Genomic DNA, 25,495 nt, shown 5'->3' with positions numbered 1-25,495 from the left:
CCGCGGCCGACGCCCGCGAGGTCGAGGCCCGCGCCGCCGCCGTCGCGCAGGAGCGGGACGACCGCGGCGCCGCCCTCGCGGCCGCGGCCGACGGGCTCGCCGGCCGCCTGACGGCGCTGGCGGAGGAGCTGCGCGCGGCCCTGCGATCCGAGACGCGGGCGCGCACGGGCGCCGATGCCGAGGAGCGGGAGACCCGCGCCGCGGCCGTCGCCGCGCAGGCGCGGGCGCTCACGGACGCCGTGGCCGACCTGGAGACGCGGCTCGCCCGCAAGGCCGAGGCGTCGGACCTCGCGCGGGCCCGCGCCGAGGGGGCCCGGGCGCTCGAGGACGCGCGGGCCGACCAGGCGGCGGCGCTGGTCGAGGCCGTCGCCTCCGTCCGGGACGCGACCGAATCGGTCGCGGCCGCGCTGGCGGCGCAGCGGCTCGACTTCGTGGCGCCGCCGGGCCGCCCCGGCGACGCGCCCGCGCGCTACACGTTCGTGGCCCGCGCCGCCGAGCTCGGGGGCCCGCGCGCGGCCCTGCCGCCGGTCCCGGCCGCGCTCGTCGCCGGCACCGAGAACGGCCCGGTCCTGCGCGTCGCGGGGGCGGGCCTCGCGGCCGGCCGGGCCGCGCAGCCCCTGGAGCCGGGGCGGCTCTACCGCCTGCGCTGGGTCGTGCAGCGGCGCGTCGACCCGGCCGACCCGAGCGGCGACGCGATCCTGTGCGGCGCGGTCTTCCTCGACTGGTCCCTGCGGGTGCTCGACGACGTCGTGCCGCTGCGGGTCTTCCCGGCCCTGACCGCGGCCTTCGGGCGGCAGGAGAGCGAGGCGCTGGTCGCCCGCACGCCCGGCCTCGGCGCGGCCGTCGCGGCGCCGCCCCGGGCGCGCTTCCTCGTGCCCGCCGTCGCGACCTTCGGGCCGGACGCGGTCACCGACATCGAGGTCCTCGACTGCGCGGACGTGACCGGCGCCTTCCTGCGGGCGCCGCCGCCCGACGGCCTGGAGGCGCGCATCGCCGACGGGATCGCCGGGCTCGCCGCCCGGGTGCGCGCCCTGGAGCAGGCGGCCGGGACGCCGGGCACGCTGACCTTCGCGGCCCGTGGCGAGGCGGAGGCCGCGGCGATCCCCGAGGCCGTTCAGGTCGTCGCGCTGCTCGGCCGCCGCTATCCCGGCGACGGCGGCGACGGCCTGTTCGTCCGGGTCGACGGCGCCGCGCCGGCGGGCGCCGAGACCTTCACCGCCGGGGGCGCCCTGTTCCGGCGGGTCCCGCTCCTGCCGGACCTGGCCGCCGCGACCCTCGCGGACGGGTTCGCGGCCTTCATGGCCGGCCTGCCCACGGCGCCGCCGCCGCGGCCGGGGGCGCCGTGGAACGACAACGGCACGTTGGCGGTGACGCCGTGAGACCGGTCCGCCACGCGTTCCGCTTCCCCCGCGGCGGCGTGCCGATCCTCGCCGTCCGGCTGCACGGCCGCGATCCCCGGACCCTGGAGGTGCGCCGCCTGCCGATCCCCGGCGTCGCGCTCGAATGGACGATCGAGTGGCCGGACGCGGGAGCGGAGACGCGGACGCCCGATTCGGCCCCACCGCTCGAACTGGACCGGCGCACGGGCTTCGTGACCTTCCCGGTCCCGGCCGAGCGCGCGGCGGCGCTGGAGATCGCCGACAGGCCGGTGCCGACCCGCATCCGCCTGATCCTGCCGGACGGGACGCCGGTCCCGGTCCTCGTCGGCACGATCGCGCCGGATTGCTGAGCGCGCGCGAGAGGAATCCCGAGATGGTCGCAGGGCCGAGCCCCGTCCCGCCGCAGGCGGTCGCCGTCGCGGCCAGCCTCGAGCCGCACCTCGTCGAGGTCGTGGTCTGGTATCCGTTCGGCGCGGCCGACGAGGCGGTGGCGGCCGCCGCCGCCCGGGTCGAGGCGCTGCTCGCGGCGCCCCGCCTCGGCGCGGCCAGTGCCGAGACCCCCGACACGGACGACGACGGCCCGCGGGTCGCCACCACCGCGATGGTGCAGGCGGTGGCGCGCCTCGTCCTCGACCAGGCCCGCGCCATCGCGGCGGCCGCCCTCCGCGACCTGATGACCGAGCCCGGGCGGCTGCGCGCGCTGCTGCCGACCGCGCCGCCCCCGGACGCCGCGACGCCCTGGCTCGACCGCGGGACCGTCGCGATCACGCCCGATCCCACCCCGCCCGACGGAGCCGCCCCGTGAACGCCGCCTGCGCCACCCTCGGCCTCGTGCCGGGCGATACCTTCGACCTGCGCATCAACCTGTACAGCGGGACGGACGGCAACCGGCTGCCCCTGCAGATGGCCCCGGGCGAGGTCTTCGTGCTGACCCTGGGGCGCGTCGTCGCCACCACGGCGGCGGCCGGGCCGGACCGCCTGCAGGTCCTGGCCAGCGCCGAGCACACGGCGTTCCTGCGCCAGTTCACGCCGGCCGAGACCGGCCGCTTCCGCGACGCCGGGCCCTGCGGTCCGCCCCTGGACTGGGCCTTCGTGCGGATCCCGGCCCCGGGCATCCGCCGGACCTACGCCCGCGGACCGATCGTCCTGACGCCAAGCCTCTCGCCCAGCCACGCGCTCGGCCTCTCGCCGACCGGCTGCGCCGGCCCGGCGCCGCGGGTCGTCGACCTCGTGGTCGGCGAGGGCGGCGTCACCCTCGAGATGGGCGGCGTGCCCGACGTGGCCTCCTACGCCGACGCCCGCGAGGCGGCCCTGCGCGCGGACCTCGCCGAGTTCCTGCTGCTGGCGGAGACCCGCGCCGCCGCCTTCGCCCTCCTGCTCTGAGACCCGCTCCGAAGGTGCACCATGCGCAACCCGGCGACCGTCGCCTATCGCTTCAACCCGGTCGACCGGAGCGTCGACTTCTCGGGCGAGCCGGATTTCGACATCCGGCTCCTCAAGGGGATCTTCCACCTGCCGACGGGGCAGCTCCTGTACTTCCCGGGCCTGCCGGCCCTGGGCTACGCGCGGCTCGACGGGCCGGTCTTCACCCTGCGGGTCAACACGGCGCCCTACGCCGCCGCCGACCCGCTGCTCTGCGTCCTGGACGACGGCCTGAACGGGGCCGCGACCGCCGCCCGGCAGGACGACGCCAAGGCGCTCCTGCAGAGCATCCTCCGGGTGCTCGGCACCCAGCGCGCCGAGACGCTGTGGACCGACAACGGCGGCACCTACTACCTGCGGCTCGACAACGGCGCGGGGTCGATCACCTGGACCGACATCGGCGGCAAGCCGTCCCGGCCGCCCGGGGCCGGGGCGCGGCCGGAGAGCGACGGTGGGACCGTCGTGTCCCGCTCGACCTACCGGGCCCTGGAGGCCGGGACCGGGTTCGGGGCGGGCGACGTGCTCGACCACCTCGTGGTCACCGACAACGCCGCCGGCGCGCTGGTGGCGGGCTTCTGGCTCAACGTCACCGCGGGCACGCGGATCGACCCGCCCGCCGCGGCCGCGATCACGCCGCTCGCCCCGCTGCCCGACGGCGCCGCCACCGCGGAGCTGCAGACGACGGCCAACGCCGCCCTGCTCGCCGCCGCGGCGGCCCTGGGCAGGCCGGCGGATCCCGATCCCGGTGCCGACACGGCCCCAGGCTCGATCCTCGCCAAGCTCACGCGCCTGCTGATCGCGGCCTCGGGGCTGGAGGCGCTGCTCGCCGCATTGCGCGACCGCCTGCCGGCCTCGCTGGCGAGCGGCCGCCTCGCGGTCGACGGCTCGGGGGCGACGCAGCCGGTCGCCGGCGTCGGCGCCGTGGGCACGGCGCCCGCGACCCCGCCGCTGCAGGTCGCCGCCCTGGACCCGGCCGGCCACAAGCAGGCGATCCTCGTCAACGGCGACGGCGCGCTGCTGGTCGCCACCCCGGTCCCGGCCGGGATCGTCACCGGCCAGGTCCGGATCGTCACCACCGGCACGCCGGTCCAGCTCCCGAGCGCGGCGCTGCGCAACGGCCTCGTGGTGAAGGCCCACATGGCCAACGCGCCGCAGAACCCGGCCGCCGGCTACAGTGCCGCCGTGGGGCCGGCCGGCGTGACCACCCAGTACGACGGCGCCGGCAACGGCTACCCGCTCGCCCCCGGCGAGGCCGGTTCCTTCGCCTGCGCCAACGCCCAGGCGGTCTGGGTCAACGGCACCGCCGGCGACATCTTCGCCTACGAGGGGAACTGACCATGCCCGCGCCCGCGATCCCGCCCGCGACCCCGCGCCCGCTGGCCACCCGCGCGCAGGCCGAGGCCGGCCTCGACGCCGACGCCCTGATGAGCCCGGCCCTCGTCCTGGCGCTCCTCCAGGCGCAGCCCGGCGCCCTGTTCCGGGCCGCGCGCGCCCGGCTCCCGACCGCGCCCGACGGCCTCGCGCCGGGCGAGCCCTGGCTCGACCGGGACATGATCGTCTTCGTCCCCGCCCCGTAAGGAACCCCGCCCATGCTCGGACGCCCCGCGGTCGCGGCCCTGGCCGCTCTCCTCTCCGGCCACGCTCTGGCCTTCGACGCCGACCAGGCCCGGCGCTACCCGTCGCCGGACCTCTACCGGCCGAACGTCGACAGCCTCATCCTGCGGGGCACCGGCTCGCAGGGCCCGGCGGACGGGTTCAGCGTGACGCTGCCCGGTGGCGGCGCGGTCACCCTCGGCGCCCTGGCGCACCCGGTGACCAGCCCGCTGCTCGCCAAGTTCCGCGCGGTGGTGGCGACCTACGAGGATTACGCCGCCGCCGGCGACAACCGCCCCTGGACGCAGTCGGCCGACGTCTGCCCGGCGCTCAACGCCGCCTTCGCCGACCTGGCCGGCCGCGGCGGCGGCACGCTGGCCCTGCCGCCCGGCATCGCCCGGTGCGCGACGCCCCTGCGCGCGTCCAACCTGTCCCACGTCACGATCGTCGGCCAGGGCGTCGGCGCCTTCGACCGCTCGGGCACGGAGCTGCGCTGGACCGGCCGGGCCGGGGCGCTGATGCTCGACCTGCGCAGCACCGCGCCGCAGACGCCGGTCTCGGGCGTGCGGATCTCCGGCCTCGTGCTCAACGGCGGCGGCACCGCGCGCACCGGCCTCTACGTGCGCGGGCTGAAATACTCCACCATCGACCTGCTGGTCCGCGAGACCACGGGGCCGGGCGTCGACATCGACGTCGACGAGGCCAAGGGCCCGCTGGTCACCGGCCCGCTCACCGGCACGGTCTGGGCGGCGTTCACGCCGGGCTCCGGCGGGACGGACGGCACCTACACCGACGTGCCGCTGGGCAATGCCGGCGGGACCGAGGGCGCCGGCGCGACCGCCGACGTCACCGTCTCCGACGGGGCGGTCTCGGCGATCGCGATCAGGACCGGCGGGCGCGACTACGTGCTCGGCGACGTGCTGAGCCTGCCGGCCGCCCGGATCGGCGGCACGACCGGCGCCACCGTGACGGTCGGCAATTGCGGCAACGCCGCCACCTCCTTCCTCGACACGTCGCAGAACGTCTGGACCCTGCGCGTCACCCAGCAAGGCGCCGCCAGCGTCGACGCCCAGGGCGTGCGCATCGGCCCCGGCTCGCCGTGGCTCGACACCAATTCCAGCCAGTGGCTGAACGTGCTGACCCTGACCCAGGCCGGGACCGGGTTCGAGATCGGCAACGCCGACACCAACGAGTTCCTGTTCACCCGCGGCGACCATATCGGCAGCGTGGGGCACGGCCTGGAGCTGCGCGGCGGCCTCTGGGGGCTGCCCTCGTCCGCCCGGGCCAACCGCTTCGGCACGGTCTCGGCGGCCGCCGGGCTCGTCGCCCGCGGCGGGCCGCATCCCAGCACCCGCAACGTCGTGGCCAAGTACAACACCGAGAGCGGCGAGGCCGGCCCGGTCTACGAGGCCGGGGCGGGCATCACCATCACGGACGACCAGGGCTACCCGATCGGCAATGTCGGCTTCACGGTCAACCAGGCCCGCACCGGCTACACCCCGGAGCTGACGCGCGGGACGAGCGCGGCCACCAGCGCCACGGCGGCGGCCGACTATCGCCGGTACGGCCGCGAGATCCTCGGCATCCGCCTGGACATGAAGGTCACCGGCGGCAGCGGCTACATCCGGGCCTCGCTGCCCTGCGCGCCGTTCAAGGACACGGTGCTGACCGGGTTCGACCGGGCGACCGGCCTGAGCGTCCAGGGCCGGATCGGCTTCGCGGACCCGAGCGTCTACATCTACAACGCGGACGGCTCGACGCCCGGCGCCAGCGCGCAGCCGCTGCTCACCGGCGACCTGGAATGCGCGAACTAGAGCGCCCCCCGGAAGCGCCCGCCGGACAGGAGCCCCCATGGATCTCTCGCCCCTCGGACGCGCCGCCCTGGCGGCGCGCGAAGGCTGCCGGCTGCGCGCCTACCGCGACAGCGTCGGCGTGCTCACGATCGGCCGCGGCCACACCGCCGCGGCCGGTCCGCCCCGAGTGACGCCCGACCTCGTCCTGACCCAGGCCGAGGCCGACGCGCTCTTCGCCGTCGACCTCGCGCCGACCGTGGCCGCCGTGCGCGCCGCCCTCGCCAAGCCGGTGCCGCAGCCGTTCTTCGACGCCTGCTGCTCGCTCGGCTTCAACGTCGGCGCGCCGGGTTTCGCGCAGTCCAGCATCGTGCGGCTGGCCAACGCGGGCGACCTGCCCCAGGCCGTCGAGGCCTTCCTAATGTGGGACCGGCCGGCCGCCATCGTGCCCCGCCGGCAAGCCGAGCGCGACCAGGCGGCGCTCGCGGCCTACGGCGCGGTCTACGCCCGCCGCGGCGATCCCGCGCCGGTGCGCGCGCCGGACGGACCGGTGCCGATCCCGCCGCCGCGCCCGGACCCGCTGGCGCCGATGACCAGCGCCCCGGCGGTCGCGCCGGAGACCTGGTGGTTGCGCCTGCGCGACGCGATCCGCCACAACATGCAGCGGAGTGCCTGACGATGGGATTCCTCGCGCTCCTGCCGGCGCTGCTCGGCGCGCTCGGTCCGATCCTGCAGAAGGTGCTGCCCGACGAGGGGCAGCGGCTGCAGGTGCAGCTGGAGCTGCAGCGGGCGCTGATCGAGCAGCAGGCCGATCTCGGCCGGGCCATGGCCGAGGTCATGAAGGCCGATGCCGGCTCGGAGAGCCCGCTCGCCCGCAACGCCCGGCCGATCACCGTGCTCTGGGCGCTGGCGATGATCACCTGGGTCGGCGTGGTCGCGCCGATGATCGGGCTGCAGGTGGAGGTGGTCGCCGCGCTCAAGGGCGTGCCGGCCGAGCTGTGGTCGCTGCTCACCGTCGGGATCGGCGCCTACATGCTGGCCCGGTCCGTCGACAAGATCGTGCCGCAGGTGGTCGGGCCGAAGGGCTGAGATCCCTGCGAGACCAGGGCCGTGACGGACGGCGCCGTACCCCCGCCCCGTGGCGCCCGCTCGCGGGCCCGGGCGGCGGATCGCGGCGCCCAGGGGAGGGGACCGATGGCCGACCACCTGCCCGAGTGGATCGGGCGCCTGATCGAGCGCGTGGAGGCGACCGGCCGCCAGATGGACGCGCTCGGGGGCAAGCTCGACCGGATGGACGAGAAGCTCGAGGGCGTGGCCTACCGGCGCGACATCGAGCACTTCGTGGCCCGCGACGAGATCGAGCGGCGGATCGACAAGGCGGTGGACGGGGCGAAGGCGGAGGCCGCCAAGGGGCTGGCCGAGGTCGCCGGGCAGGTGCGGGATCTGCGCAAGATCGGCTGGGGGCTGGCCTCGGCGGCGCTGCTGGCCTTCGGGGGGATCGTCCTGGCGAAGGTCGGATTGGCGGGGCGGTGAGCGAGGCGGGTCGGCATCTGCGCGCGACTAGAGGCGATCTCGCGCAGAGCAGACACGGGCTGTGCATCCTTGGCTATGGGGGCAAGTCTATTGGTAACGGGCTGCCGTGTCGTCCACGGGGTCGCCGCACGGAATTGTCGCCGACATCAATCCCAACCGCGCCCGTCGACTGTGGAGTCTGTCAGAGCCTGTCGGATCACCCTAGCAGCCTCCGCGCCGCCTGCCGGAGACAACCGCTTCAGAACCTCACGGCGGTATCGGTCTTCGCAGATCGGAATCCTCACGATGACCCGATCGGCGGCATCCAACACGCACAATTCCTCGGTTTCTGTCAGGATTCGGAGCGGAAGGGTCAGGCCGAACGGAGGCATGCAACGCTCTACAGCGACGGGGCAGTATGGCTTGAGTACGATTACCCTAGTCGGGCTCCTATCGACCCACGAGCATCGGCCGCTTCGAGTGATACGAGATCTCGACTGCAGTTATCGCTCATAGAGGAAGATTACCTTAGGTGGCAAAAGGCGTCGAGTCCTAGAGGAAGATATTTCGTCGCACGTATCCCAGCACGGCCGCGTAACAAAGCCACAATTCGCTCGAAGGGGAGCGATGAGATCGAAGCAGAGAGACCATTAAGATCAATACTCAGACTAACATAAAAACCCAGTCGCGCATCCCTCGAAGTATCAAATTGTAAATGAAATATCAGCATTGAATATCGGCAGAGCCATAATATTCAAGTTTTACTTATTTCTCTGACCAGCATTTCCATCTTAGACGCTCGGTGGATGTCACCATGAAATGCGCGGATGAAGGGATCTCTTGCCTCCATATGCTCGTCAAGACAGTTGAAGCGATTTGGCAATATAGTCAGAAGATCTCTATTAGGGCGTGCGGACATGAGTTTGATAAACGCAGATTGATCTTGCCACACATTTCCAACGCGGGGCGTGACATCCCACTCATCAAGAAATGCCCGCACATCTAAAGAATTGGCGAACATAAGAACGCCGGTATTCAAATGACGCTCTATTATTGGCGAGTCGAAACATTCACAAGCTCCAACACCAAACCCGATGGCATTCATGACGTTAAAATCGTGATCTACAATCACACAGTCGGTATCTAACCACATAAATTTATCATAACCTTGGCGAGCGACCTCCCGAAGCAGGCCAATTTTCCGCCAATGCTCTGAACGATCGTCCGCCAAGAGCTGATGATCGCACAAATAATCTATCTTGAATTTATCGCAGTACCTTTCATGTATCGACCGCGTCAGAGAGAGCAAATGTCGGTGGTGCTCGCCCGAGGCATACTGAACAAGAGCGCACCTCATATAACCTCCCTCTGCCACAGGTGATTGACTCAGCATCTTTAATTCGCGAGAGCTTCATCCATCAATGCCTCGAACTGGCTCGCAACAACTGCTGGTGAAAGTTTATCGCGCACCAGATCCATACCGAGTTTCACAGCGTTGCGACGTACCTTGGTGTCGAGGAAGGATGTCATTATCGACGCCGCCTGATCGATGTCCGCTTCGAACCAGCTGCAGCCGGCAGAGTAAGGACCATATTTTTCTTGCGATGTGGTAATTTCTCCAGACACCAGTCCGGGGTAACCTTCCATATAGTCCATGTTGCCCGAGTATGAGCTCGCTACAACAGGCTTCTGCATCGCCATAGCCTCGGCACACGTCAGACCAAAGCCTTCGGCGCGATGCAGCGAGATATAAACATCTGTGCTCGCTAGGAGAGTGAAAGATTTTTCGCGTGTGAACGTGCCTTCGATAATAGAAACGTTCTGATACCGAGCCGCGTCGGATTTGAAGCGCTGATAATCGAGGTTCATCACCTCGGCGCCGGTGACTTTGATGATGAGATGCACATCTGACCGTGCACCGAATGCACGTCTAAACGCGTTTAAGGCAGCACCAGGATTTTTCCTGTAAAGGACACTCTTTGCATCAAATGCAAAATAGAAAGACGTTACGCCCTTTGGGATACTGAAGAGATCGCGATTTGACTTATAGTGCGATAGCGAAGTTATATCGATCACGTGGGGTAGGACGCGAACTGGCACATCGACGACCGCGCGGATTGCGTCGGCCGAATGACTGCTCGGTGTCCAGATATAATCGTACTCTCTGGAGGCAGCTCGAAAGTTTTCGGGAGCCTTATCTACTTCCCAAACCCAATATCCGATCTTTTTCTGCCCAGAAAAGCTTGCTGGGACAAACCGCTTCACGAAGGCGGTTGTGTCCGCATTGGCAACAGTAATCGACAGCTGCGCATCTTTCGAAGCCCAACCCAATGGCCTGTCGCGTTTTGACGGCAATCCTTCATCATGAATCGTAGGCAGCGTCAGCGACTCGTAGCTCCATCGCGATGCCGCGATTGTGACCAGCATCGAATTTCCGGAGACACCCATCCCCGTCGGCGCGTCGAAATGACCTGCGACGTTCACAGTCGATGAAGATTTGATATCGAGATCAGGAAGAGCTTTTTGCGTGAGAAGATAGAATGCCCTGATCTCACTTTCATTCATGAATTTATATGCCTGACTTCGAAACGCCGACAGACAGGTCTTGACCTCCTCATGTGCCAACGGTGCGCGGAAACCGCGGGCTAAGCGCGTCGTGAGGTACGCTCGGAGCTGCTCCCCGGGGTGAATTCCCCCGGCCAAGAGCCAGTTTTGCAAAGCGACTAGCTCGCTTGATGACGTGTTCGAGCGAGACGATGCGACAGACCATGCATTCGGCGTCGCATTCTGCGGGTCCTTGCCAATAATTCGGTAAAGCGCACAAATTCTAGCTATGTATTCCGGATTTTGTATAGCAAATTGACGGAATAACTCGATTTCATCTGATGTTACATTGTTGGTGATCGCATTGCGCTGAAGCCAATCGACATACCTCGACAAGCCATCGCTATCGCCGATAGTACCCAGGGCGGATTGTAAATCAGTCCGTCGCAAGTAGAGGCGGATGATGCGAGAGATACCATCTTTGGCAGTCCGTAACGCCGACGCGTGATCGAGGGATAACCCCTCTTCTTCCATGCCGTATTCGACGATCCAGCCGCAAAGCTCTTCGAACACCGAGTCGTCAAACCAAAAGTCTTTGTAAAATGAGATTACATCGGCGCGGCGGTTGATAACAGAAAACAATTCCGCGACCAGATTTGGCGGATCCAATACCTCAGAACATCTATCAAGGATGGTCCCGATATTCATCTCAGAACGACCGGATTTACGGACCCAGTTCCAAAAAGCGTTGTCGCGAAAATCTCGGTGAACTGCTGGGAATGCGTTTGCGACGTCAGTTCGCGCTTCTAACAACTCACGCTGCAGCGGCGTGAACCGCTGTCCATCCGGATATACCCGCGAAGTCATGAGCCAGTCGGCGAAGGCATCGTCGGACGTCCAGGGATCGGGAGGGATGTTACCTTCATCCAGCGCCTTCCTAACGATCCGCTGAACGATCCAAGATAGACTTATGCCATTGTTGAGCTTAGAATATGCGTAGGGTGTCCTGCTCTGTTCAATGAACCCAGCCTCGATAAGCAAGCTCCCGTAATCATCGCATATCATTTTTACGACCTTTGTTTCACTCAGGTCGTGACGGTTCTGATGCTTACTTAATTGATCGGGCTGAAATGGGGAATAACCGCTGAAGTGAAAGAAGACCAGCGGTCGTCCTTCGATGTAATATGTCCCGTCGCGAAGGATTATTTCTCGCTCGTGCAAATTCCAGTATGCAACGTTATAGGTCGGGCTATGGAGGATATGCACATTCCGGAAATAGCCCGGTATTAGGTCGACCCATTTTTGATCAACGAACAATCCACGTGGAATATCGACAATGCATTCCCGATAGAGCCGATCCTGCCACCACCGAACAAAGCGTGTTGCCTCGTGGCCGCGCGATAGGGCGACGAAGCCCAGGTTATACGTGCCGCTCTGTAAGATTTGCAGTTCGGTCGGCGTGCGATCATCTTGGAACGGGCGGCGCAAGTGTGGCGTTAGTACGATAAAAGATTCGTCGAGCGCTGACCAAACCTCATCCATGGGTTGAAATATCTGGATGTCGGGATCTAGATACGCAACTTTATCGTAGCCTCGGTCTTGCAACAAATACTCAAGTACAAACGGCTTTACTGCCGTATTGGCTTCCATGACATTGTATTGAGAAAAGAAATACGACGCATTCGGGATTGCGACTTCGTCGAGCCCGATAATCCTGAAATCGTCGGTTGCCGCAACGCCCTCTTTCGAATCGCAGATGTAGACGAAGAAATCGACTTCCGGGTGAGACTGCTTAAATGTTCGGGCCAACACGCGGGCAGACGATAGGTAATTCCGAGAAACGATAGTGACGGCAGCGCTTTTCATCAGGTGCTCGTTCGAAGGCGGTTGTTTGACGATCAGATGCTATTGAATGCTGGAAATTTTCTGACCAGATCTAATCTGCCGATGTGAGATCGGCCAATTTTTCTAAACAAAAAGACCGTAAAGCACCCTCGAAACAGGTCCCTTTTCCCTCAGGAAAAAGCGATTTCGGATACATTGGGGCGGCGATCGCTTCGATCTTGGTCGCTCTGCAAAGCAGCGATTCACCCAACAAATCTGGCGTTGGGGACACGTTCCGAATGGTTTCCCAAAGAACGCCCTCTCGTGACGTGTATTTGTAGGCGTCGAACGACGTCAGGGTATCGATCCTGAATCCAGCTGACTCGAGCAACGTCCTCAGATCTGTCGATGACCAGATATGTACGTGGCCGGACTCCAAGGATCTATAGAACTGGCTTCGCTGATTCGGGTTTGCTTGCCACACTGCGCAGACGATGGCATGGAATTCGCAAGCATTTGGTGTTGTCAAATAGAGCTCGCCCCCGATCTTGAGCGAGCGATTTATTTCATACATTGTATGAGCTGGATCTCTCCACAAATGTTCCAGTACTTCTGCGAGCAATGCCTTATCGGCTGCGCCCGTCTGGACTGGTAGCGCTTCAGATTCAATGTCGACCATATATAAATCATACGGCGTCTGCGGTATTTCATACGAGACAGTTATAATATTTGCCTGTAAATTTAATTGATGTAGATAATATGAAAGGAATGGCTTGTCGTTTCCGATGTCGATTACCGTACCGGATAAGCCTTCTTTGCAGAGCTCGATATACCTCCACTTATGGTACATCGCGTTTTGGATGCCGCTTTCTTGCAAGCTGTCATCGAAGTGGCGGTGAAATTTCACGGCGAGCTCGTCGTAGCGAGCTGCAAAGTCTTCTATCCCGTTGATGTTCAGACTCGGATCGGACTCGAGAATTTTCAGGAGGTTGATATTTCCATTTATGATCTTCATTGAGTCCGACTCCGAACTTTACACCATCGATATTAAGACTGATCAATACGCTTTGTATATTCTAATTTTCCATCAAAACACTCGTAGAAAACATATCGTATGGCTCTGAACGACGGCTTATAAGGAATTGGGGTCGATAAATTCGGCCAGGATTTTTCAAGAAAATCAGTCCTGATCGAGATAGAAGCGAAAAATGGTTTTCATGTAGCCTGACCATCCCGGGTTTGTGCGATTCGATACGTAAGAAATTGTACAAAAAGATCGCGTGTCGCGTTCTGGTTGTGTCTTGAGCTTGACGGAATTCAATGTCAACGGCAGAACCGATTCCGGAGCCTGCTGAACGAGATCGCGTCGGTGGAGCAGGGGAAGATCCGCACCTCGATGCGGCACATGGCCTCGATGATCGCCAGCGCCTCCTGCAACAGTTCGCACCACACGTCGTTGCCGATCTTGTCGCCCGGGTTCTTCAGGTCGCGCACCAGCACGCTGCTGTGGGGCACGTCGAGGGTCGCCGAGGTCTGAGGTATCGGTCGGCCCTCGCTGGCCAAGCTCCAGGCGATGAGGATCGACAGCGTGGCTCAGTTGCCGGTCGCCGCGTCTGAGGGGACGCAGATCCGGCTGTCCGCCATCGGGTGACGTTCCGGCGCAGCTCGCCGACCGCAAGGCCATCAGCCTCCATGCGCATCAGCGCGCGCGGCGTGCATGCCGCGCTCCCGGCCGGGGATCCCGGCGCGCTCCGCGGTCGCGGCGGCGGTGGACGGTTCGGACGTCAGCGCAGCCAATACGCGCGGGCGGATATCCTGGCGCCGCCGGGCGCCTCAAGGCGATGCGACCTTCCGCACGGCGCCGGGCTAACGCGCATCGCCGTCCTCGACCAGCCCGCGGCTTGCTGCCAGGCGCCACAGGTCCGCGTCCGAGAAGACCAGGTCCCCGATCTGCCAGCGCTCGAGCTCTTCGCCGATCGGGTCCACCGCGACGCCGGCGGCCCGTAGCGCGCGACCGCTTCCAAGATCGGGTCGGTATCGTCGGTCATGGTCGCCGGGTAGCGCGAGCGGAAGACGAGGCCATCATGCATTTGGTGGACTCCGGTCGAGGTCCGCCGCCGCGTGACGCGTCACGTCGAGGCGTCGCGGCCCTTCTGCGTCGCTTACCCCTTCACCCGGTGCGGCAGCAGGATCGCGGTCCGGACCATCTCGCGCTTCCAGGCCGGCTTGTCGGTGGTCAGCGCCTCGGCCGCGCGGGTGTTCGTGCGGAGCGTCTCGACGAGGTCGAGGGTTCAGCCTTTCGCCAGCGGGTAGGATTCGGCGGCGAGGCCGGCGATCACGGCATCGACCGCGGCGTTGATCTCGTTGTTCGTGACCTCGGCGGCGTCGCGCAGCTCGGAGACGGTCGGGGGGGCTTTCCCTATCGCGCTGTCTACCGCGGGCAGGGGAGGGCGCCAACCGGTGGGACCTCAGGGGCAAAAAACCCAATGATTCCGTGGACGGATTTCGGGTCCCACTTCGCCCTAAGCCGTTGATGCATCACGCGCGGCGTGGTCCCCTTGGGAGCGCCAGCGCGCTGGCAGTCACCAGAATCTGCGAACTTTCTCCGAGAAACCTGATCGTGCGGAAAGCCCGACTCGTTCCGTGGGCGCTCCGCGCACTCGAGGCATGCGCGTCGTCCAGCCGCTGAGCTTCTTTACAGGCGATGGTTTGCGCCGGCCCCGTCGCGACCTCCCGAGGGCTGGGAAGCTCCGGCGGGACGGGGCCGGGTGTCCCGCCTTACCAGAACCAGATGGCGCGTTCGGCCACCGCGTAGATGACGAACCAGAGGCCGATGGCGAGGGCGACAGACGCCACGACAAGTGCCGGATGAGGCCTCCTGCGGGTGCGGCCGGGACGAGCGGGGGCGATCTGATCCATGAGCGAGGCGGACGGCATCTCCGGCCGAACGCATGCCCGAAGGCTGCTCGCCCGGGGCGCTCGAGGCCCCGTGGATGCGGTCGGCGACAACGGTGCCTTACGACCAACATCCGCCGTCGCTGTCTTCATCAAAAGATGCCTTCGCGCCGATCGGGTTGCCGGCTCAGCGCGTCGTACGGGTCTCCGATCGATTGCTGCCGAGCGTCGCAGCCTGTGATCGGCGGGGATATCGGGGATGGAACGCGATCCCACCGACATAGGATGTTGCGCGGCGCAACCCTTTAACACGGCGCGACTTTCCGCCGGGCATGATCGCACGATGCCTCAGCCTGCGAGTTCGCGATGCATTTCAGGATCCAAGCCACCGGACAGCATCTCTGGACCTGGTTGCTGCTCGACGAGACCGAGATGACGGTGGCCGAATCCGACCGGTCGTTTCCCTCCCGGACGCAGGCCTCGGCGGCGGCTCTGGCCTTCGCGAAGCTGGTCGCGCGCGCCAGCCGCTCGCTGAACGGGGGCGCGTCGAGCGGTCTGCTGTAGGTGATCGCGTCCGCTGCAACTCCGCTGCGGGTTCTCGCGCCGCGGCCGCGGCCGCAGTCGATCAGCGCCAGCGCTCCTTCATGCAAGCGAGCAGATGGACGGTGCGCATGCATCCCTCGCGATCCGACTGGGTGCGCGCGTTGCCCATGCAGGCATCCATTCCTAGGCGCAACAATTGACGATCGACGTCCGTCGTGCGGGCGCAGGAGAAGATCGGCTGAAAGCCCTCGAACCGGCTGACCTGCCAGAAGATCGCGACGAACGCCGTCAAGCAGAAGCCGAAGACCATTAGTCGGCTGTCGTAGAACCAGTGCCTAAGCTCTCGGCTATCGACGCCGCGCACGCGCATCCCTGTCCTCATCGCGCACTCGTATGCCATCGTATCACGGACGGCTCCACCCTGGCACAGGCGGGCCCCGCCACGCGGCGCGTGGCGTCGCGCGGGAAACACGCGGAAAATGGGATCTGGACTATGCGCCGCGGTCACCTCATCGCCCTGTGCCTCGCGCTGAATGCAGCTCGCGCTTGGGCCCTGGATGCGCGAACTGTTCCTCCCGCGCACGAACCGGAGCGGCCTCGTCCTGCCGAGAATGGCAGACAGTGGCGCGGTTCGAGCGACGCGCGATCCGAGGCGAATGCGGCGGCGACCCTGCCGAGCGGCAGCGTCGTGAGTCTCGACCAGCTGGCGGACCCGGTCGACAGCCCGCTCGTCGCCAAGTTCAGGGCCGTCCTGGCGACATACGATGATTTTGCCGCCCACGGTGATGGCAAGACGTGGACAGAATCCGCGGACGTGTGTCCCGCCATCAACGCCGCGTCGGCCTTCCTCGACGCTCGCGGAGGCGGGACCCTGGTCCTGCCTCCCGGCGTCGCCCGATGCGCGACGTCGCTGCGTGCGCCCAACATGTCCCGCATCAAGATCATCGGCCAGGGCGCAGGCGCCTTCTCCATCGCGGGAACCGAGCTGAAATGGGTCGGAGCGCTCGGTGTCGCGATGCTCGATCTTCGGAGCATGACACCTCAGACACCGGTGACCGCCGTCACGCTCTCGGACCTGACGCTGAACGGGAATGGACGAGCGAAGACCGGACTGCTGGTGCGCGGGCTGAAGAACTCCAGGATCGACATCATGGTGCGGGACACGACCGGCCCGGGCGTCGATATCGACGTCGACGAGGCTCGTGGTCCCCTCGCCAAGGGCCTCCTCACGGGATCCGTCTGGGCGGCGTTCACACCCGGTTCCGGCGGCCGGAGCGGGACCTACTCCGGTGTTTCCCTGGTTAGCGCCGGCATCGACACAGGAGAGGGCGCCAAAGCGACGATCACGGTCAAGGACGGGTCCGTGTCCACCATCGACGTTACGGAAGGAGGATCGAATTACGTGTTGGGCGATGTCCTGACTGTCCGGCCTTCCGACATCGGTGGGACACGGGACGTGACCATCACCGTCGCCAACTCCGGCAACGCCGCGTCCTCGTTCCTCGATACGTCGCAGAACGAGTGGAAGCTGCGCGTGACGCAGCAGGGCAGAGCGAGCCTGCGCGCGCAGGGCGTCCGCATCGGCCCTGGATCGCCTTGGCTCGACACCAACTCCAGTCAGTGGATCAACGTTCTGACGCTGACCCAAGAGGGAACAGGGTTCGAGATCGGCAACGCGGATACCAACGAGTTCATCTTCATCCGCGCCGATCGCGAAGGACGGACCGGAATCGGGATCGACCTGAAGGCCGGAGCCTGGACGTCGCCGTCCGCCGCGCGGGCCAATCGCTTCGGTACGATCTCCGCCACGGGCGGCCTGGTCGCGCGCGGGGGCGCTCGGCCGAGCGTCAGAAATGTCGTAGCCAAATACAATACCGAGAGCGGTGAGGCGCCGCCGAAATGGGAAGATGGTGCGGGCGTCAATATTACCGATGACAGCGGCCAGCCCATCGGGAATACGGGCTTTACGACGAACCTCGCGCGAACCGTCTACACGCCCGTCGTCGCCCGCGGTGGTACAGCCGCCGCGACTGTTTCGGCAACGGCCGATTACCGCCGATTCGGTCGCGAGATCCTCGGCATCCGGCTCGACGTCAGGGTGGTCGGCGGCTCGGGCTACATCACCGCATCGCTTCCCTGCCTGCCGTTCAAGGATACGGTCCTGACAGGATTCGACCGGGCGACCGGTCGATCCATGCAGGGACGGATCGGTTTCGCCGATCCGAAAGTCTACATCTACAGTATGGACGGGACGGTGCCGGCGACCGCCAATGCCCAGCCTCTGCTCACCGGCGATCTGGAATGCAAGGATTGACGCCCAAGCCTGCTTCCATGATCGCGGTCTGGGGTCGGCCGCAAAGCTCCTTTCCTGCGAGCGGGGAGAACCCGTCGATCAGAGCTGACGCCCCGGAGGCAGGACAGCCCGGGCCAATTCCTGGCCATCCGCGCTGCGGCGAAGCACGATGGTCTGCTCCACGTCTTTGCGCAGCGGTGGAAAGAACGCGTATGTGAAGCCGTGATGCGCGTTGCCGATACCCGCCTCGCGTAGATCCGGACGAAATTTGCCCGCGATGACCGTATTCACGGTTGATTGATTGACGACGATGGCGATCACGGTCGGTGAGTGAGGGGTGGAGGGCGTGAAGGCCCAGCCGCGGATCCGGCTGTGGTCGGCCTCGTCGATGAAGCCCTGCAGCGATACGGGATCATGCCCTCCCGGCGACGCGGGCGCGCCGTGAGCCGGTGCAGATCCGGTCTGTGTCACCGCACCCATCGACAAGGCGGCGCGGGCGAAACCGCTTCGTCCTTCGGCAAGACCGTTCTGCAGAAAGTGGAGCAGCGGGTTCTGTTCCGCGACAGCAACGTCCGGGTTCGCGGCCAGATAGCCTGTCGTGCTGAAACCTGGGCTCGGGTCACGCCCTTCCTTCCAGCCATGTTCGAGGAAGTGTTTCAGCGGATCCAGGCCGGCTTCGCGAACATCGGGGTTGCGATCAAGGTAGTAGGCCGGGTCGAAGCCGGGGAGCGGGTTGCCGAACAGGGGGCGGCGCTGATTGGATGAGAGGGGCAATCGGAACTTCATGGGCCATCCGAGCACGTCAGGGCTCGTGCTCGGTCTACCATTGCGGGTGAGGCCGCAAGCCCGGCGAACCGATTTCGAGCTGGCACGAAAGTCTCAGCGTCAGATGTGTCGCTGGCTCGCGGCGCAAGTTCGATCTTGAACCCCGCAGCTTCCGCGGGCTTCCGCGCTACGTCGATAGCTCCGCGTGTCGGTGGCTCGCTCCAGCCGCGCGCGTTGATCGTTCGCGGGGGACCGGATCCGATCCTCGCCATGCGCGATGGAGTGGAGGCGCGGTATTGCGAAGCGTCCGCCGCAGGCCATCGCGCATCGAGGCTGGTGGATGCCGGGCCATCACCGGATCGAGACGTGATCTACATGCCTGTCCGCGGTGCGTTTTCCGGTTGACGTCTGGCTACGATATGGAAGCCGAGTTCCGGATTGGCGTGTGCGTCCCAGTCGAAGGCGCGGGGATTGCCCGAACCACGCGGATAGTCGCGAAGCTGGAACGGGCTCTGGACCGGGTCAAGTCCTGACGCCGCGAAGGCGGTCTCCCACCAAGTGCGATCGCGGATCGTCGCGTGAAACCCGTGACCCGCCGCGTCGCAATCCGCGAAGGTCGCGATGGAGGCCACCACGACTCCGCCCGGTCTCAGGTGCTGGTGGATCGAATGCAGCAGTGTGGGCAGGTCCGTTTCCGGTATGTGCTCGAACAACTCCCAGGCCGTCACCAGATCGAACTGCTGGACCGCGCCGGCGCCGTCCTCGACGCGAAACGGGAAACGTACGTCGGCAGTGAACAGCCGGTCCGGAATGGTGCGCCACTCGGCGCGCTGCTCCTTCCGCGACCAGTCCGATCCCTCGATCCCGATCGAGAAATGTCCGCGCCGTGTGAAATCCCAGACGAGCCCTCCGCCGGCCGAACCGATATCGAGGTGACGCAAGGGGAAACCGAAATGGGTTTCGCACGCCGCGACGAAGCGGGGCGAGCGCGTGTTGTCAGCGGCTGTGCCTCGCGGAAACAGATGGTCAGGCGTGTCGCCGGCAAGCGGGTTCGCTGTCGCGACACGCAAGTCGACTGCTTCGACCTCGCTTCCTCTGATCAAGGTCTCCAAGATATCTCGCTGCCGATCCTCGCATTCGAGGACGAATCGATCGAATCGAGCCTTAAAGTTATTCCAATTGATCGAGTCATAGTAGCAGTGTGTCTGCAGCGCCGAGATGCGTCCCAAGAGATCGTCGAGCTTGGCGTCGATGGCCGCGACCCGATCGGAGAGTGGGAGGTCGGGCTGCTCGATAGTCGTCGCGCGAGCCGCGTCGCTGTTGTCCACCAACCCACTCCGTTAACGCGCACGAGCCCAACAGAACGACAGGCGTGATCGCGCATCTCCACTGTTCAGAGATATCTTAAGCCAAGCAGAGAGAAAAATACATTCACGTGAGGATTTCGTCGGAGCCGCCTGTGGACGAATCGCTGTATAATTGAGAAATTTCGCGCAGAAGTTAGTGTTTCAGATCGTATTCTTATATTATGAGATTGCCGACAACAACTCCGGGTTGATTTATGGCCGGGTTGCGCGGGGATGCTGTCATTGTGATTGGGCGCGCCGGATGGCCGACGGCATGGGACATCGGCGACGTATCCATTACCGGCCCGGGCGAAGGCGCCGCTGAGATCCGATAGGCTTTCGATCAGACTGCGCGGCGCGTGGCGCGCGAGGTCCCGTCGGTCGACACGTGCAGGCTCACGAGATTGTGCCTCTCCGCGTGCGCCAGATCTCGCGATCCGAGCGCTCGACCGCGTTCCGATCGCTGGATGAACCATCGACCAGCTACCGCGCAAGACGGATTTCGGCGCCCTGTGTTCGCTCTTCACGCGGGATACTCGATCCGTCGGTCGCTTGAGTAGCGTTAATTTCAGCCCGTCCCGTCGAACGCGCACCGATTGTCAGGGCGTTCTTGCGGACCGGAGTTTTGCCGTATACCCCACATCGGAGAGCCAACGCGCGATCGAGGGCCGGGGGGATGCCGCTGGTTGTCATCTTAGCCGCCCTGTGCGGCGGATTGCCTGTGCTTGCCTCTGGCTGGCAAACGTTCGGCTTCTACACGGTAATACTCGCGTCCTGTGTCGCCAGTGCAGTCGCCGTACTGGTGGGTGGCGGACTCGCGCTCCTGAAGGTCGCGAGGTCCCGGACTTCGCAGGATCCGGCGAAGATCTTCGACATCGACAGGCTCACGAGCGGCGATCGCAGCGACTTTCGGCTCGTTCCGCGGCGCCTCTACTTCGACATCGAGCACGGCCGCGAGATCATCAAGGACGAGATCGGCATCGAGGCAACGAGCATCGACCAAGCGCTCGACGACGCCCGGAGCGTGATCCGGGACATGGTCCAGGAGCTCGCCGACGAGGGCTACGCGGAGGACTGGGTGCTGGTCGTGCGCGATGCCAGAGGGACTTCGGTCGCGCGCCTGCCCATCGAGCGGACGCCCGCGGAGACGCGGCCGGACCGCCGCTCCGCCTGATCGATCGGGGGCCGCGTTCGCCTCCCGGCGATCGCCCGGCTGGCGACGATGGCCCAACATCCTGCGCTCGCCACCGGAGTCGCGCGTGTGTCAGCGCTCGCCCAGCTCGTGAAGCAGGCGGTCGCGGGCGCGGCTGACCCGGCTCTTCACCGTGCCCGCCGGGCACCCGATCACGGAGGCCGCGGCCTCATACGATAGACCGTCGACGGCCACGAGGATCAGCGCCTCGCGATAGGCCGGGTCGAGCCGGTCGATCGCGGCCCGGACCTCCTTCAGGCCCATGCTGTGCTCCTGGGCGGCCGGTTCGGAGAGGGTGACGGCGTGCGCGCCGTCGGGATCGGGAACCTCGAAGCGTCGCTTGCGTCGTCCGTTGATGAAGCCGTTGCGCAAGATCGTGAACAGCCAGGCCACCAGGCTCGTGCCGGGCTGGAAGCGCTGCCGGTGCTCCCACGCCTTGAGCAGCGTGAACTGCACGAGATCGTCGGCCTCGACGCCGTCGAACGTCAGCGACAGGGCGTAGCGGCGCAGGCGCGGCACCAGGGCGATCAGATCGTCCTTGAACGCACCGGGAACCTGCCGTTCGGACTCGGCGGCATCCAGGGCCGCGGACAGGCGGCCCAGCACGCCGGCCAGCCGTGAGCTCATCTCGATCGGCGCAACTTCTGAATAGTACTGGCGCAGCCGATGACCGAGTTGCGCCTGGATATACGAGATGACGGGAACGGACGCGCCGGCCGGATCGCGCTCTTCGACAGCGGGCTTCACGGTGAAGCTCTGGGCTCGATGGGGTGGAGACAGCGTCGCGACGGGCACGACATCTCGCGGGAGGGCTGCGAACTTATCTCTGGTTGATCTCGACGAGGTCAATGATGCAGGTATACCAGTGAAAATTGCGGATCGGGCGGAACCTGCTTGCGCGCAACCCGTTTGTGCCCCGCTGCGAGGGGCGCGGCGTCGAGGCGGCGGGGACCGGACGGATCGTGACGGCGGGTGTCGACAGGCATGAGCTCCGGCAGATCATCGCCGGCCTGAGCGAGGGCGTGATCCTGGTCGAGCCCGACCAGACCATCGCCTACGCCAACGCGGCCGCCCTGGCGATGCACGGTGCCGAGAGCCTCGACGAGCTCGGCCCCACCGTCGACGCCTATCGCGACCGCTTCTGCCTCCGCTACCGCAACAACCACGAGCCGGAGAACTACCCGATCGAGCGCGTGATCGCCGGCGAGACTTTCCACGACGTGGTGGTCGAGGTCACGCGGACAGACCGGCCCGGTGTCGAGTTCGTTCACTCCCTCAGAGGCTTGGTCGCCACCGACCGCGACGGCAACCCGAGCTGCCTGGCGCTGATCCTGAAGGACGTCTCCGACCAGTTCGAGGCCGAGGAGCGGTTCGAGCGCACGTTCAACGCCAACCCGGCCCCGGCCGTGATAACGCGGCTGTCCGACCTGCGCCACGTCAGGGTCAATCTCGGCTTCCTGGAGATGACCGGCTACACCCGCGACGCCGTCATCGGCCGCAGCGTCTACGAGGTCGACGTCCTGGCCGGCGCGCGCAACCGCGACCTCGCCGTCGCGCGGCTCAATGCGGGCGGCACGATCCCGCAGATGGAGGCCTGCCTCGACCTGCCCGACGGCGGGCGTCGCTTCGTGATCGTCGCCGGGCAGCCGATCGAGATGGGCGACGAGCCCTGCATGCTGTTCACCTTCGCGGACCTGGAACTGCGCCGGAAGGCCGAGGCCGCCCTGCGGCAGAGCGAGGAGCGCTTCGCCAAGGCGTTCAGGCTGACGCCGATCCCGACCGTGCTGGTGCGGGCCGACGACGGTCAGGTCACGGGCGTGAACGAGGCGTTCAGCCGGGTCTTCGGCCTGGGCGAGGACCGCGTCGTCGGCCGCTCGCTGGATGAGGCCGGCCTTTGGGTGACGTCGTCTCAGCGGGAAGCCTTCGAGAAGAGGCTGGTGAGCGAGGGCTACGTGCTGGGTCTCGAGGTCTGCCTGCGCCACGAGAGCGGCGCGAACCTCGACTGCCTGGTCTCGGCCGAGCGGATCACGATCAACGACGCCGATTTCCTTCTGCTGGTGCTGCAGGACATCACCGAGCGCAAGCACTCGGAGCGGGAGCTGTTCGACGCGATCGAGACGGTGATGGCCGACACGTCGTGGTTCAGCCGCGGGCTGATCGAGAAGCTGGCGAACCTGCGCCGGCCTGGCCGGGAGGGCGGCGACGCGGGGGCGCCGAACCTGACCGTGCGCGAGCGCCAGATCCTCAACCTGATCTGCTCGGGGCTCGGCGACGACGCGATCGCGCGCAAGCTGGGGCTGTCGCGCAACACGGTGCGCAATCACGGCGCCGCACTGTACCGGAAGCTCGGAGTCCATCGGCGGACCGAAGCGGTTGTTTGGGGCCGGGAGAACGGATTTCCACTCCAGGGGCCCCGGTAGCTGAATTTCATTATACTGGTAATTTGGAACTATTGATCCACCAGACGTCGCCATCATCTGACCGCCATCTCACCGTCGGCGGACCGTTCTCCGGTCACCGGGTGATCCCCTCGGCCCCCGCGTGCATGCGGGGGCCGTCTATCCCGGTGGGCCGCGCGCCCGACCGGAGCTCTCGACCGACGAGTACGACCACCACCACGACCGTGAAGGAGCGCACGCGATGAGCAGCACGACCGACAAGATCAAGGGCCTGGCCAACGAGGCGGTGGGCAACGTCAAGCAGGCGGCCGGCAAGGCGACGGGCAATGACAAGCTGGTGGCCGAGGGCAAGGCGCAGGAGCTGAAGGGCGAGGCGCTGAAGACCGTCGGCGACGTCAAGGACGGCGCCAAGTCCGTCGCCGACAAGATCACCGGCAAGCACTGAGCCCGTCCCGCGGCGCCGTCCCCTCGGCGCCGCCCTCAGGCCCTTGCCCGGCACGGTGCCGGGCCTGGCCGCTCGATGCGCGAGAGCAGAGCCGATGCGGCGCTTCGCCAGCCTCTTCCTGCGTCAGGAATTCGTCTTCCTGATGCTGGCCATCCTGCTGAGCGTCGGCGCGGGCGTGGCCTACTGGGCGTCGCGGGCCACCGTCCTGACGATCGCTGTCGCGCCGAAGGACGGAACCGAGCCGGCCCTGATCCAGGCCTACGCGGACGCCCTGGCCAAGCGCCACAAGGAGATCCGCCTCAAGATCCTGCCCTTCGACGACGTGCGCGACAGCGCCGAGGCGCTGGGCGACGGCCGCGCCGATCTGGCGATCGTGCGGCCGGATGTGGAGCTTCCGGATAATGGCCTGACGCTGGCGATCCTGCGCGACCAGGCGATGATCATCGCGTCGCCGGAATCCGCCGGGATCGCCCGCTTCCCCGATCTCGACCGCAAGCGCCTGGCGATCCTGGCCCACAGGGACGCCGACGAGGCGCTCATCCGCGCCATGCTGGAGCATTACGGTCTGACGCTGGTGACCACCGAGCCGGCAGGCGCGCTGCCGCCGCGCCACGTCGCCCTGGTCGAGATGGCCGAGAGCGACCTGGGCGCGGCCTTCGCCCGGAAGCGGGTCGACGCGGTGATCTCGGTCATCGCGCCGACCGCGCCGACGGCGCAGCGGATCGTCGGCCTCGTCCAGGCGGCCAGCCGCGATCGCAAGATCTCCTTCGTGGATGTCGAGAACGCCGAGGCGATCGTTGCCCGTCTGCCGCGGCTGCAGGTCGTCACCATGCCGGCCGAGACCTTCGGCGGCAGCCCCAAGGTGCCCGACGCGGAGGTTCACACGGTCGGCGCCTCGTACCGCCTGATGGCGCGCGCGAACCTCGCCCGTTCGGTGGCAGCCGACGTCACTCAGCACCTGTTCGAGCTGCGCAGCGCCATGGCCAACGTCACGCCCGCGGCCGACTATTTCCAGGCGCCCGCCTATGACGGGACCGTCGGCGCGACGAGCGCCCGGCTGCCGATCCATCCCGGCGCCGTCGACTATTACGAGCGCGAGCAGCAGAGCTTCATCGAGCGCTACGAGACCTGGATCTACCTGCTCGCCTTCCTCGGCGGCGGTATCGGCTCCGCGCTCGCCTGGATCGGTCAGCGCCTGTCGCGCCTGCGCCGGGAGCGCGTCGAGGAAGCGACGGACCGCTTGCTGAGGATCCGCCAGGAGGCGCAGGAGACGACCGACCCGGCGCGTCTCGAGAGCCTCGCCCGGGAGATCGACGACCTCGCGGGCGACATCGCCAAGCACGCCCTCGAGCGACCGACCGAGGCGCGGACCATGTCGGCCGCGGCCATCGCCATCGACGCCGCCCGCTCGACGGTCAAGCGCGCCATCACGACCGGACGGAGCGCGGAGGACGGGTCCGCGTTGGCTGGCCGGACGGTCGCGAGCGACGCGGGCCCGAGCGGGGCCTGACCCATTGCGGCGGATGACCGCCGTACCACCCGGGCCGAGGGCC

Annotated in this window: 24 protein-coding genes; 16 read left to right on the top strand and 8 right to left on the bottom strand. The window is 66.4% G+C overall.

Annotation, left to right across the window (positions count from 1 at the left end):
* The 10 genes from ACLBYB_RS05255 to ACLBYB_RS05210 all read left to right on the top strand — a co-directional run.
* Positions 1–1,379: hypothetical protein (locus ACLBYB_RS05255; RefSeq protein ID WP_447698121.1), on the top strand; the 1,379-nt coding region annotated here is incomplete at its 5' end.
* The gene (locus ACLBYB_RS05250; RefSeq protein ID WP_447698120.1) at positions 1,376–1,729 is read left to right on the top strand and encodes a hypothetical protein; all 354 of its coding nucleotides are present in this window, start codon (positions 1,376–1,378) and stop codon (positions 1,727–1,729) included. The genes ACLBYB_RS05255 and ACLBYB_RS05250, both read left to right, overlap by 4 nt.
* A 23-nt stretch (positions 1,730–1,752) precedes the next feature.
* The gene (locus ACLBYB_RS05245; protein ID WP_447698119.1) at positions 1,753–2,184 is read left to right on the top strand and encodes a hypothetical protein; all 432 of its coding nucleotides are present in this window, start codon (positions 1,753–1,755) and stop codon (positions 2,182–2,184) included.
* On the top strand, positions 2,181–2,762 hold the full coding sequence (locus ACLBYB_RS05240) for a hypothetical protein (RefSeq protein WP_447698118.1): 582 nt from the start codon (positions 2,181–2,183) through the stop codon (positions 2,760–2,762). The genes ACLBYB_RS05245 and ACLBYB_RS05240 overlap by 4 nt, the downstream gene beginning before the upstream one ends.
* 21 nt (positions 2,763–2,783) lie before the next feature.
* Positions 2,784–4,136: a hypothetical protein gene (locus ACLBYB_RS05235; RefSeq protein ID WP_447698117.1), complete on the top strand. Its 1,353-nt coding sequence runs from the start codon at positions 2,784–2,786 to the stop codon at positions 4,134–4,136.
* Between the two features lie 2 nt (positions 4,137–4,138).
* Positions 4,139–4,378 carry a hypothetical protein gene (locus ACLBYB_RS05230; protein ID WP_447698116.1) on the top strand — a complete coding sequence of 80 codons (240 nt, stop codon included), beginning with the start codon at positions 4,139–4,141 and terminating at the stop codon, positions 4,376–4,378.
* Positions 4,379–4,390: 12 nt separating this feature from the next.
* Positions 4,391–6,208, top strand: a complete 1,818-nt coding sequence (locus ACLBYB_RS05225; protein ID WP_447698115.1) for a hypothetical protein — start codon at positions 4,391–4,393, stop codon at positions 6,206–6,208.
* 37 nt (positions 6,209–6,245) lie between these two features.
* Entirely contained in the window at positions 6,246–6,860 is a 615-nt protein-coding gene (locus ACLBYB_RS05220) for a lysozyme (RefSeq protein ID WP_447698114.1), read from the top strand.
* Positions 6,861–6,862: 2 nt separating this feature from the next.
* Complete coding sequence (locus tag ACLBYB_RS05215; RefSeq protein ID WP_447698113.1) at positions 6,863–7,273, top strand: 3TM-type holin; 411 nt, start codon at positions 6,863–6,865, stop codon at positions 7,271–7,273.
* A gap of 105 nt (positions 7,274–7,378) precedes the next feature.
* Positions 7,379–7,717, top strand: a complete 339-nt coding sequence (locus ACLBYB_RS05210) for a hypothetical protein (RefSeq protein ID WP_447698112.1) — start codon at positions 7,379–7,381, stop codon at positions 7,715–7,717.
* A 733-nt stretch (positions 7,718–8,450) separates the two neighbouring features.
* On the opposite strand, the gene ACLBYB_RS05205 is transcribed toward ACLBYB_RS05210, so the two are convergent.
* The 4 genes from ACLBYB_RS05205 to ACLBYB_RS05190 form a co-directional block, all read right to left on the bottom strand.
* Positions 8,451–8,945, bottom strand: coding sequence for a hypothetical protein (locus ACLBYB_RS05205; protein ID WP_447698111.1), 495 nt, complete (start codon positions 8,943–8,945; stop codon positions 8,451–8,453).
* Positions 8,946–9,091: 146 nt separating this feature from the next.
* Entirely contained in the window at positions 9,092–12,106 is a 3,015-nt protein-coding gene (locus ACLBYB_RS05200) for a glycosyltransferase (protein WP_447698110.1), read from the bottom strand.
* Positions 12,107–12,176: 70 nt separating this feature from the next.
* Positions 12,177–13,079 (bottom strand): methyltransferase domain-containing protein, encoded by a 903-nt coding sequence (locus ACLBYB_RS05195; RefSeq protein ID WP_447698109.1) that lies wholly within the window; start codon positions 13,077–13,079, stop codon positions 12,177–12,179.
* A gap of 308 nt (positions 13,080–13,387) precedes the next feature.
* Positions 13,388–13,579, bottom strand: coding sequence for a hypothetical protein (locus tag ACLBYB_RS05190; protein WP_447698108.1), 192 nt, complete (start codon positions 13,577–13,579; stop codon positions 13,388–13,390).
* A gap of 1,746 nt (positions 13,580–15,325) precedes the next feature.
* On the opposite strand from ACLBYB_RS05190, the gene ACLBYB_RS05185 reads away from it, so the two are divergent.
* A complete protein-coding gene (locus ACLBYB_RS05185) occupies positions 15,326–15,523 on the top strand; it encodes a hypothetical protein (protein WP_447698107.1) in 198 nt (65 codons plus the stop codon).
* A gap of 61 nt (positions 15,524–15,584) precedes the next feature.
* On the opposite strand, the gene ACLBYB_RS05180 is transcribed toward ACLBYB_RS05185, so the two are convergent.
* A complete protein-coding gene (locus ACLBYB_RS05180; protein WP_447698106.1) occupies positions 15,585–15,884 on the bottom strand; it encodes a hypothetical protein in 300 nt (99 codons plus the stop codon).
* A gap of 111 nt (positions 15,885–15,995) precedes the next feature.
* Between ACLBYB_RS05180 and ACLBYB_RS05175 the strand changes: the two genes are divergently transcribed.
* Entirely contained in the window at positions 15,996–17,816 is a 1,821-nt protein-coding gene (locus ACLBYB_RS05175) for a hypothetical protein (protein ID WP_447698105.1), read from the top strand.
* A 78-nt stretch (positions 17,817–17,894) separates the two neighbouring features.
* On the opposite strand, the gene ACLBYB_RS05170 is transcribed toward ACLBYB_RS05175, so the two are convergent.
* Both ACLBYB_RS05170 and ACLBYB_RS05165 read right to left on the bottom strand, forming a co-directional pair.
* Positions 17,895–18,581: a hypothetical protein gene (locus ACLBYB_RS05170; protein ID WP_447698104.1), complete on the bottom strand. Its 687-nt coding sequence runs from the start codon at positions 18,579–18,581 to the stop codon at positions 17,895–17,897.
* Between the two features lie 350 nt (positions 18,582–18,931).
* On the bottom strand, positions 18,932–19,888 hold the full coding sequence (locus tag ACLBYB_RS05165) for a class I SAM-dependent methyltransferase (RefSeq protein ID WP_447698103.1): 957 nt from the start codon (positions 19,886–19,888) through the stop codon (positions 18,932–18,934).
* A gap of 694 nt (positions 19,889–20,582) precedes the next feature.
* Between ACLBYB_RS05165 and ACLBYB_RS05160 the strand changes: the two genes are divergently transcribed.
* Positions 20,583–21,080 (top strand): DUF6894 family protein, encoded by a 498-nt coding sequence (locus ACLBYB_RS05160; RefSeq protein WP_447698102.1) that lies wholly within the window; start codon positions 20,583–20,585, stop codon positions 21,078–21,080.
* A gap of 90 nt (positions 21,081–21,170) precedes the next feature.
* Here the strand turns inward: ACLBYB_RS05160 and ACLBYB_RS05155 are convergent, their stop codons facing one another.
* Positions 21,171–21,845 carry a sigma-70 family RNA polymerase sigma factor gene (locus ACLBYB_RS05155; protein ID WP_447698101.1) on the bottom strand — a complete coding sequence of 225 codons (675 nt, stop codon included), beginning with the start codon at positions 21,843–21,845 and terminating at the stop codon, positions 21,171–21,173.
* A 215-nt stretch (positions 21,846–22,060) separates the two neighbouring features.
* Between ACLBYB_RS05155 and ACLBYB_RS05150 the strand changes: the two genes are divergently transcribed.
* The 3 genes from ACLBYB_RS05150 (at position 22,061) to ACLBYB_RS05140 (ending at position 25,452) form a co-directional block, all read left to right on the top strand.
* A complete protein-coding gene (locus ACLBYB_RS05150; RefSeq protein WP_447698100.1) occupies positions 22,061–23,518 on the top strand; it encodes a helix-turn-helix transcriptional regulator in 1,458 nt (485 codons plus the stop codon).
* Positions 23,519–23,738: 220 nt separating this feature from the next.
* Entirely contained in the window at positions 23,739–23,942 is a 204-nt protein-coding gene (locus ACLBYB_RS05145; RefSeq protein WP_447698099.1) for a CsbD family protein, read from the top strand.
* Between the two features lie 94 nt (positions 23,943–24,036).
* Positions 24,037–25,452, top strand: a complete 1,416-nt coding sequence (locus ACLBYB_RS05140) for a TAXI family TRAP transporter solute-binding subunit (RefSeq protein ID WP_447698098.1) — start codon at positions 24,037–24,039, stop codon at positions 25,450–25,452.
* Positions 25,453–25,495 lie beyond the last annotated feature (43 nt).

Source organism: Methylobacterium sp. D54C (assembly GCF_053345595.1).
This window is presented reverse-complemented; position numbering and strand designations above follow the sequence as displayed.

Excerpts from the sequence above, each read along its gene's own strand:
- ACLBYB_RS05245 (WP_447698119.1), top strand. The coding sequence starts at position 1,753 with ATGGTCGCAGGGCCGAGCCCCGTCCCGCCGCAGGCGGTCGCCGTCGCG.
- ACLBYB_RS05235 (WP_447698117.1), top strand. The coding sequence starts at position 2,784 with ATGCGCAACCCGGCGACCGTCGCCTATCGCTTCAACCCGGTCGACCGG.
- ACLBYB_RS05230 (WP_447698116.1), top strand. The coding sequence starts at position 4,139 with ATGCCCGCGCCCGCGATCCCGCCCGCGACCCCGCGCCCGCTGGCCACC.
- ACLBYB_RS05225 (WP_447698115.1), top strand. The coding sequence starts at position 4,391 with ATGCTCGGACGCCCCGCGGTCGCGGCCCTGGCCGCTCTCCTCTCCGGC.
- ACLBYB_RS05220 (WP_447698114.1), top strand. The coding sequence starts at position 6,246 with ATGGATCTCTCGCCCCTCGGACGCGCCGCCCTGGCGGCGCGCGAAGGC.
- ACLBYB_RS05215 (WP_447698113.1), top strand. The coding sequence starts at position 6,863 with ATGGGATTCCTCGCGCTCCTGCCGGCGCTGCTCGGCGCGCTCGGTCCG.
- ACLBYB_RS05210 (WP_447698112.1), top strand. The coding sequence starts at position 7,379 with ATGGCCGACCACCTGCCCGAGTGGATCGGGCGCCTGATCGAGCGCGTG.
- ACLBYB_RS05200 (WP_447698110.1), bottom strand. The coding sequence starts at position 12,106 with ATGAAAAGCGCTGCCGTCACTATCGTTTCTCGGAATTACCTATCGTCT.
- ACLBYB_RS05195 (WP_447698109.1), bottom strand. The coding sequence starts at position 13,079 with ATGAAGATCATAAATGGAAATATCAACCTCCTGAAAATTCTCGAGTCC.
- ACLBYB_RS05185 (WP_447698107.1), top strand. The coding sequence starts at position 15,326 with ATGCATTTCAGGATCCAAGCCACCGGACAGCATCTCTGGACCTGGTTG.
- ACLBYB_RS05180 (WP_447698106.1), bottom strand. The coding sequence starts at position 15,884 with ATGAGGACAGGGATGCGCGTGCGCGGCGTCGATAGCCGAGAGCTTAGG.
- ACLBYB_RS05175 (WP_447698105.1), top strand. The coding sequence starts at position 15,996 with ATGCGCCGCGGTCACCTCATCGCCCTGTGCCTCGCGCTGAATGCAGCT.
- ACLBYB_RS05170 (WP_447698104.1), bottom strand. The coding sequence starts at position 18,581 with ATGAAGTTCCGATTGCCCCTCTCATCCAATCAGCGCCGCCCCCTGTTC.
- ACLBYB_RS05160 (WP_447698102.1), top strand. The coding sequence starts at position 20,583 with ATGCCGCTGGTTGTCATCTTAGCCGCCCTGTGCGGCGGATTGCCTGTG.
- ACLBYB_RS05145 (WP_447698099.1), top strand. The coding sequence starts at position 23,739 with ATGAGCAGCACGACCGACAAGATCAAGGGCCTGGCCAACGAGGCGGTG.
- ACLBYB_RS05140 (WP_447698098.1), top strand. The coding sequence starts at position 24,037 with ATGCGGCGCTTCGCCAGCCTCTTCCTGCGTCAGGAATTCGTCTTCCTG.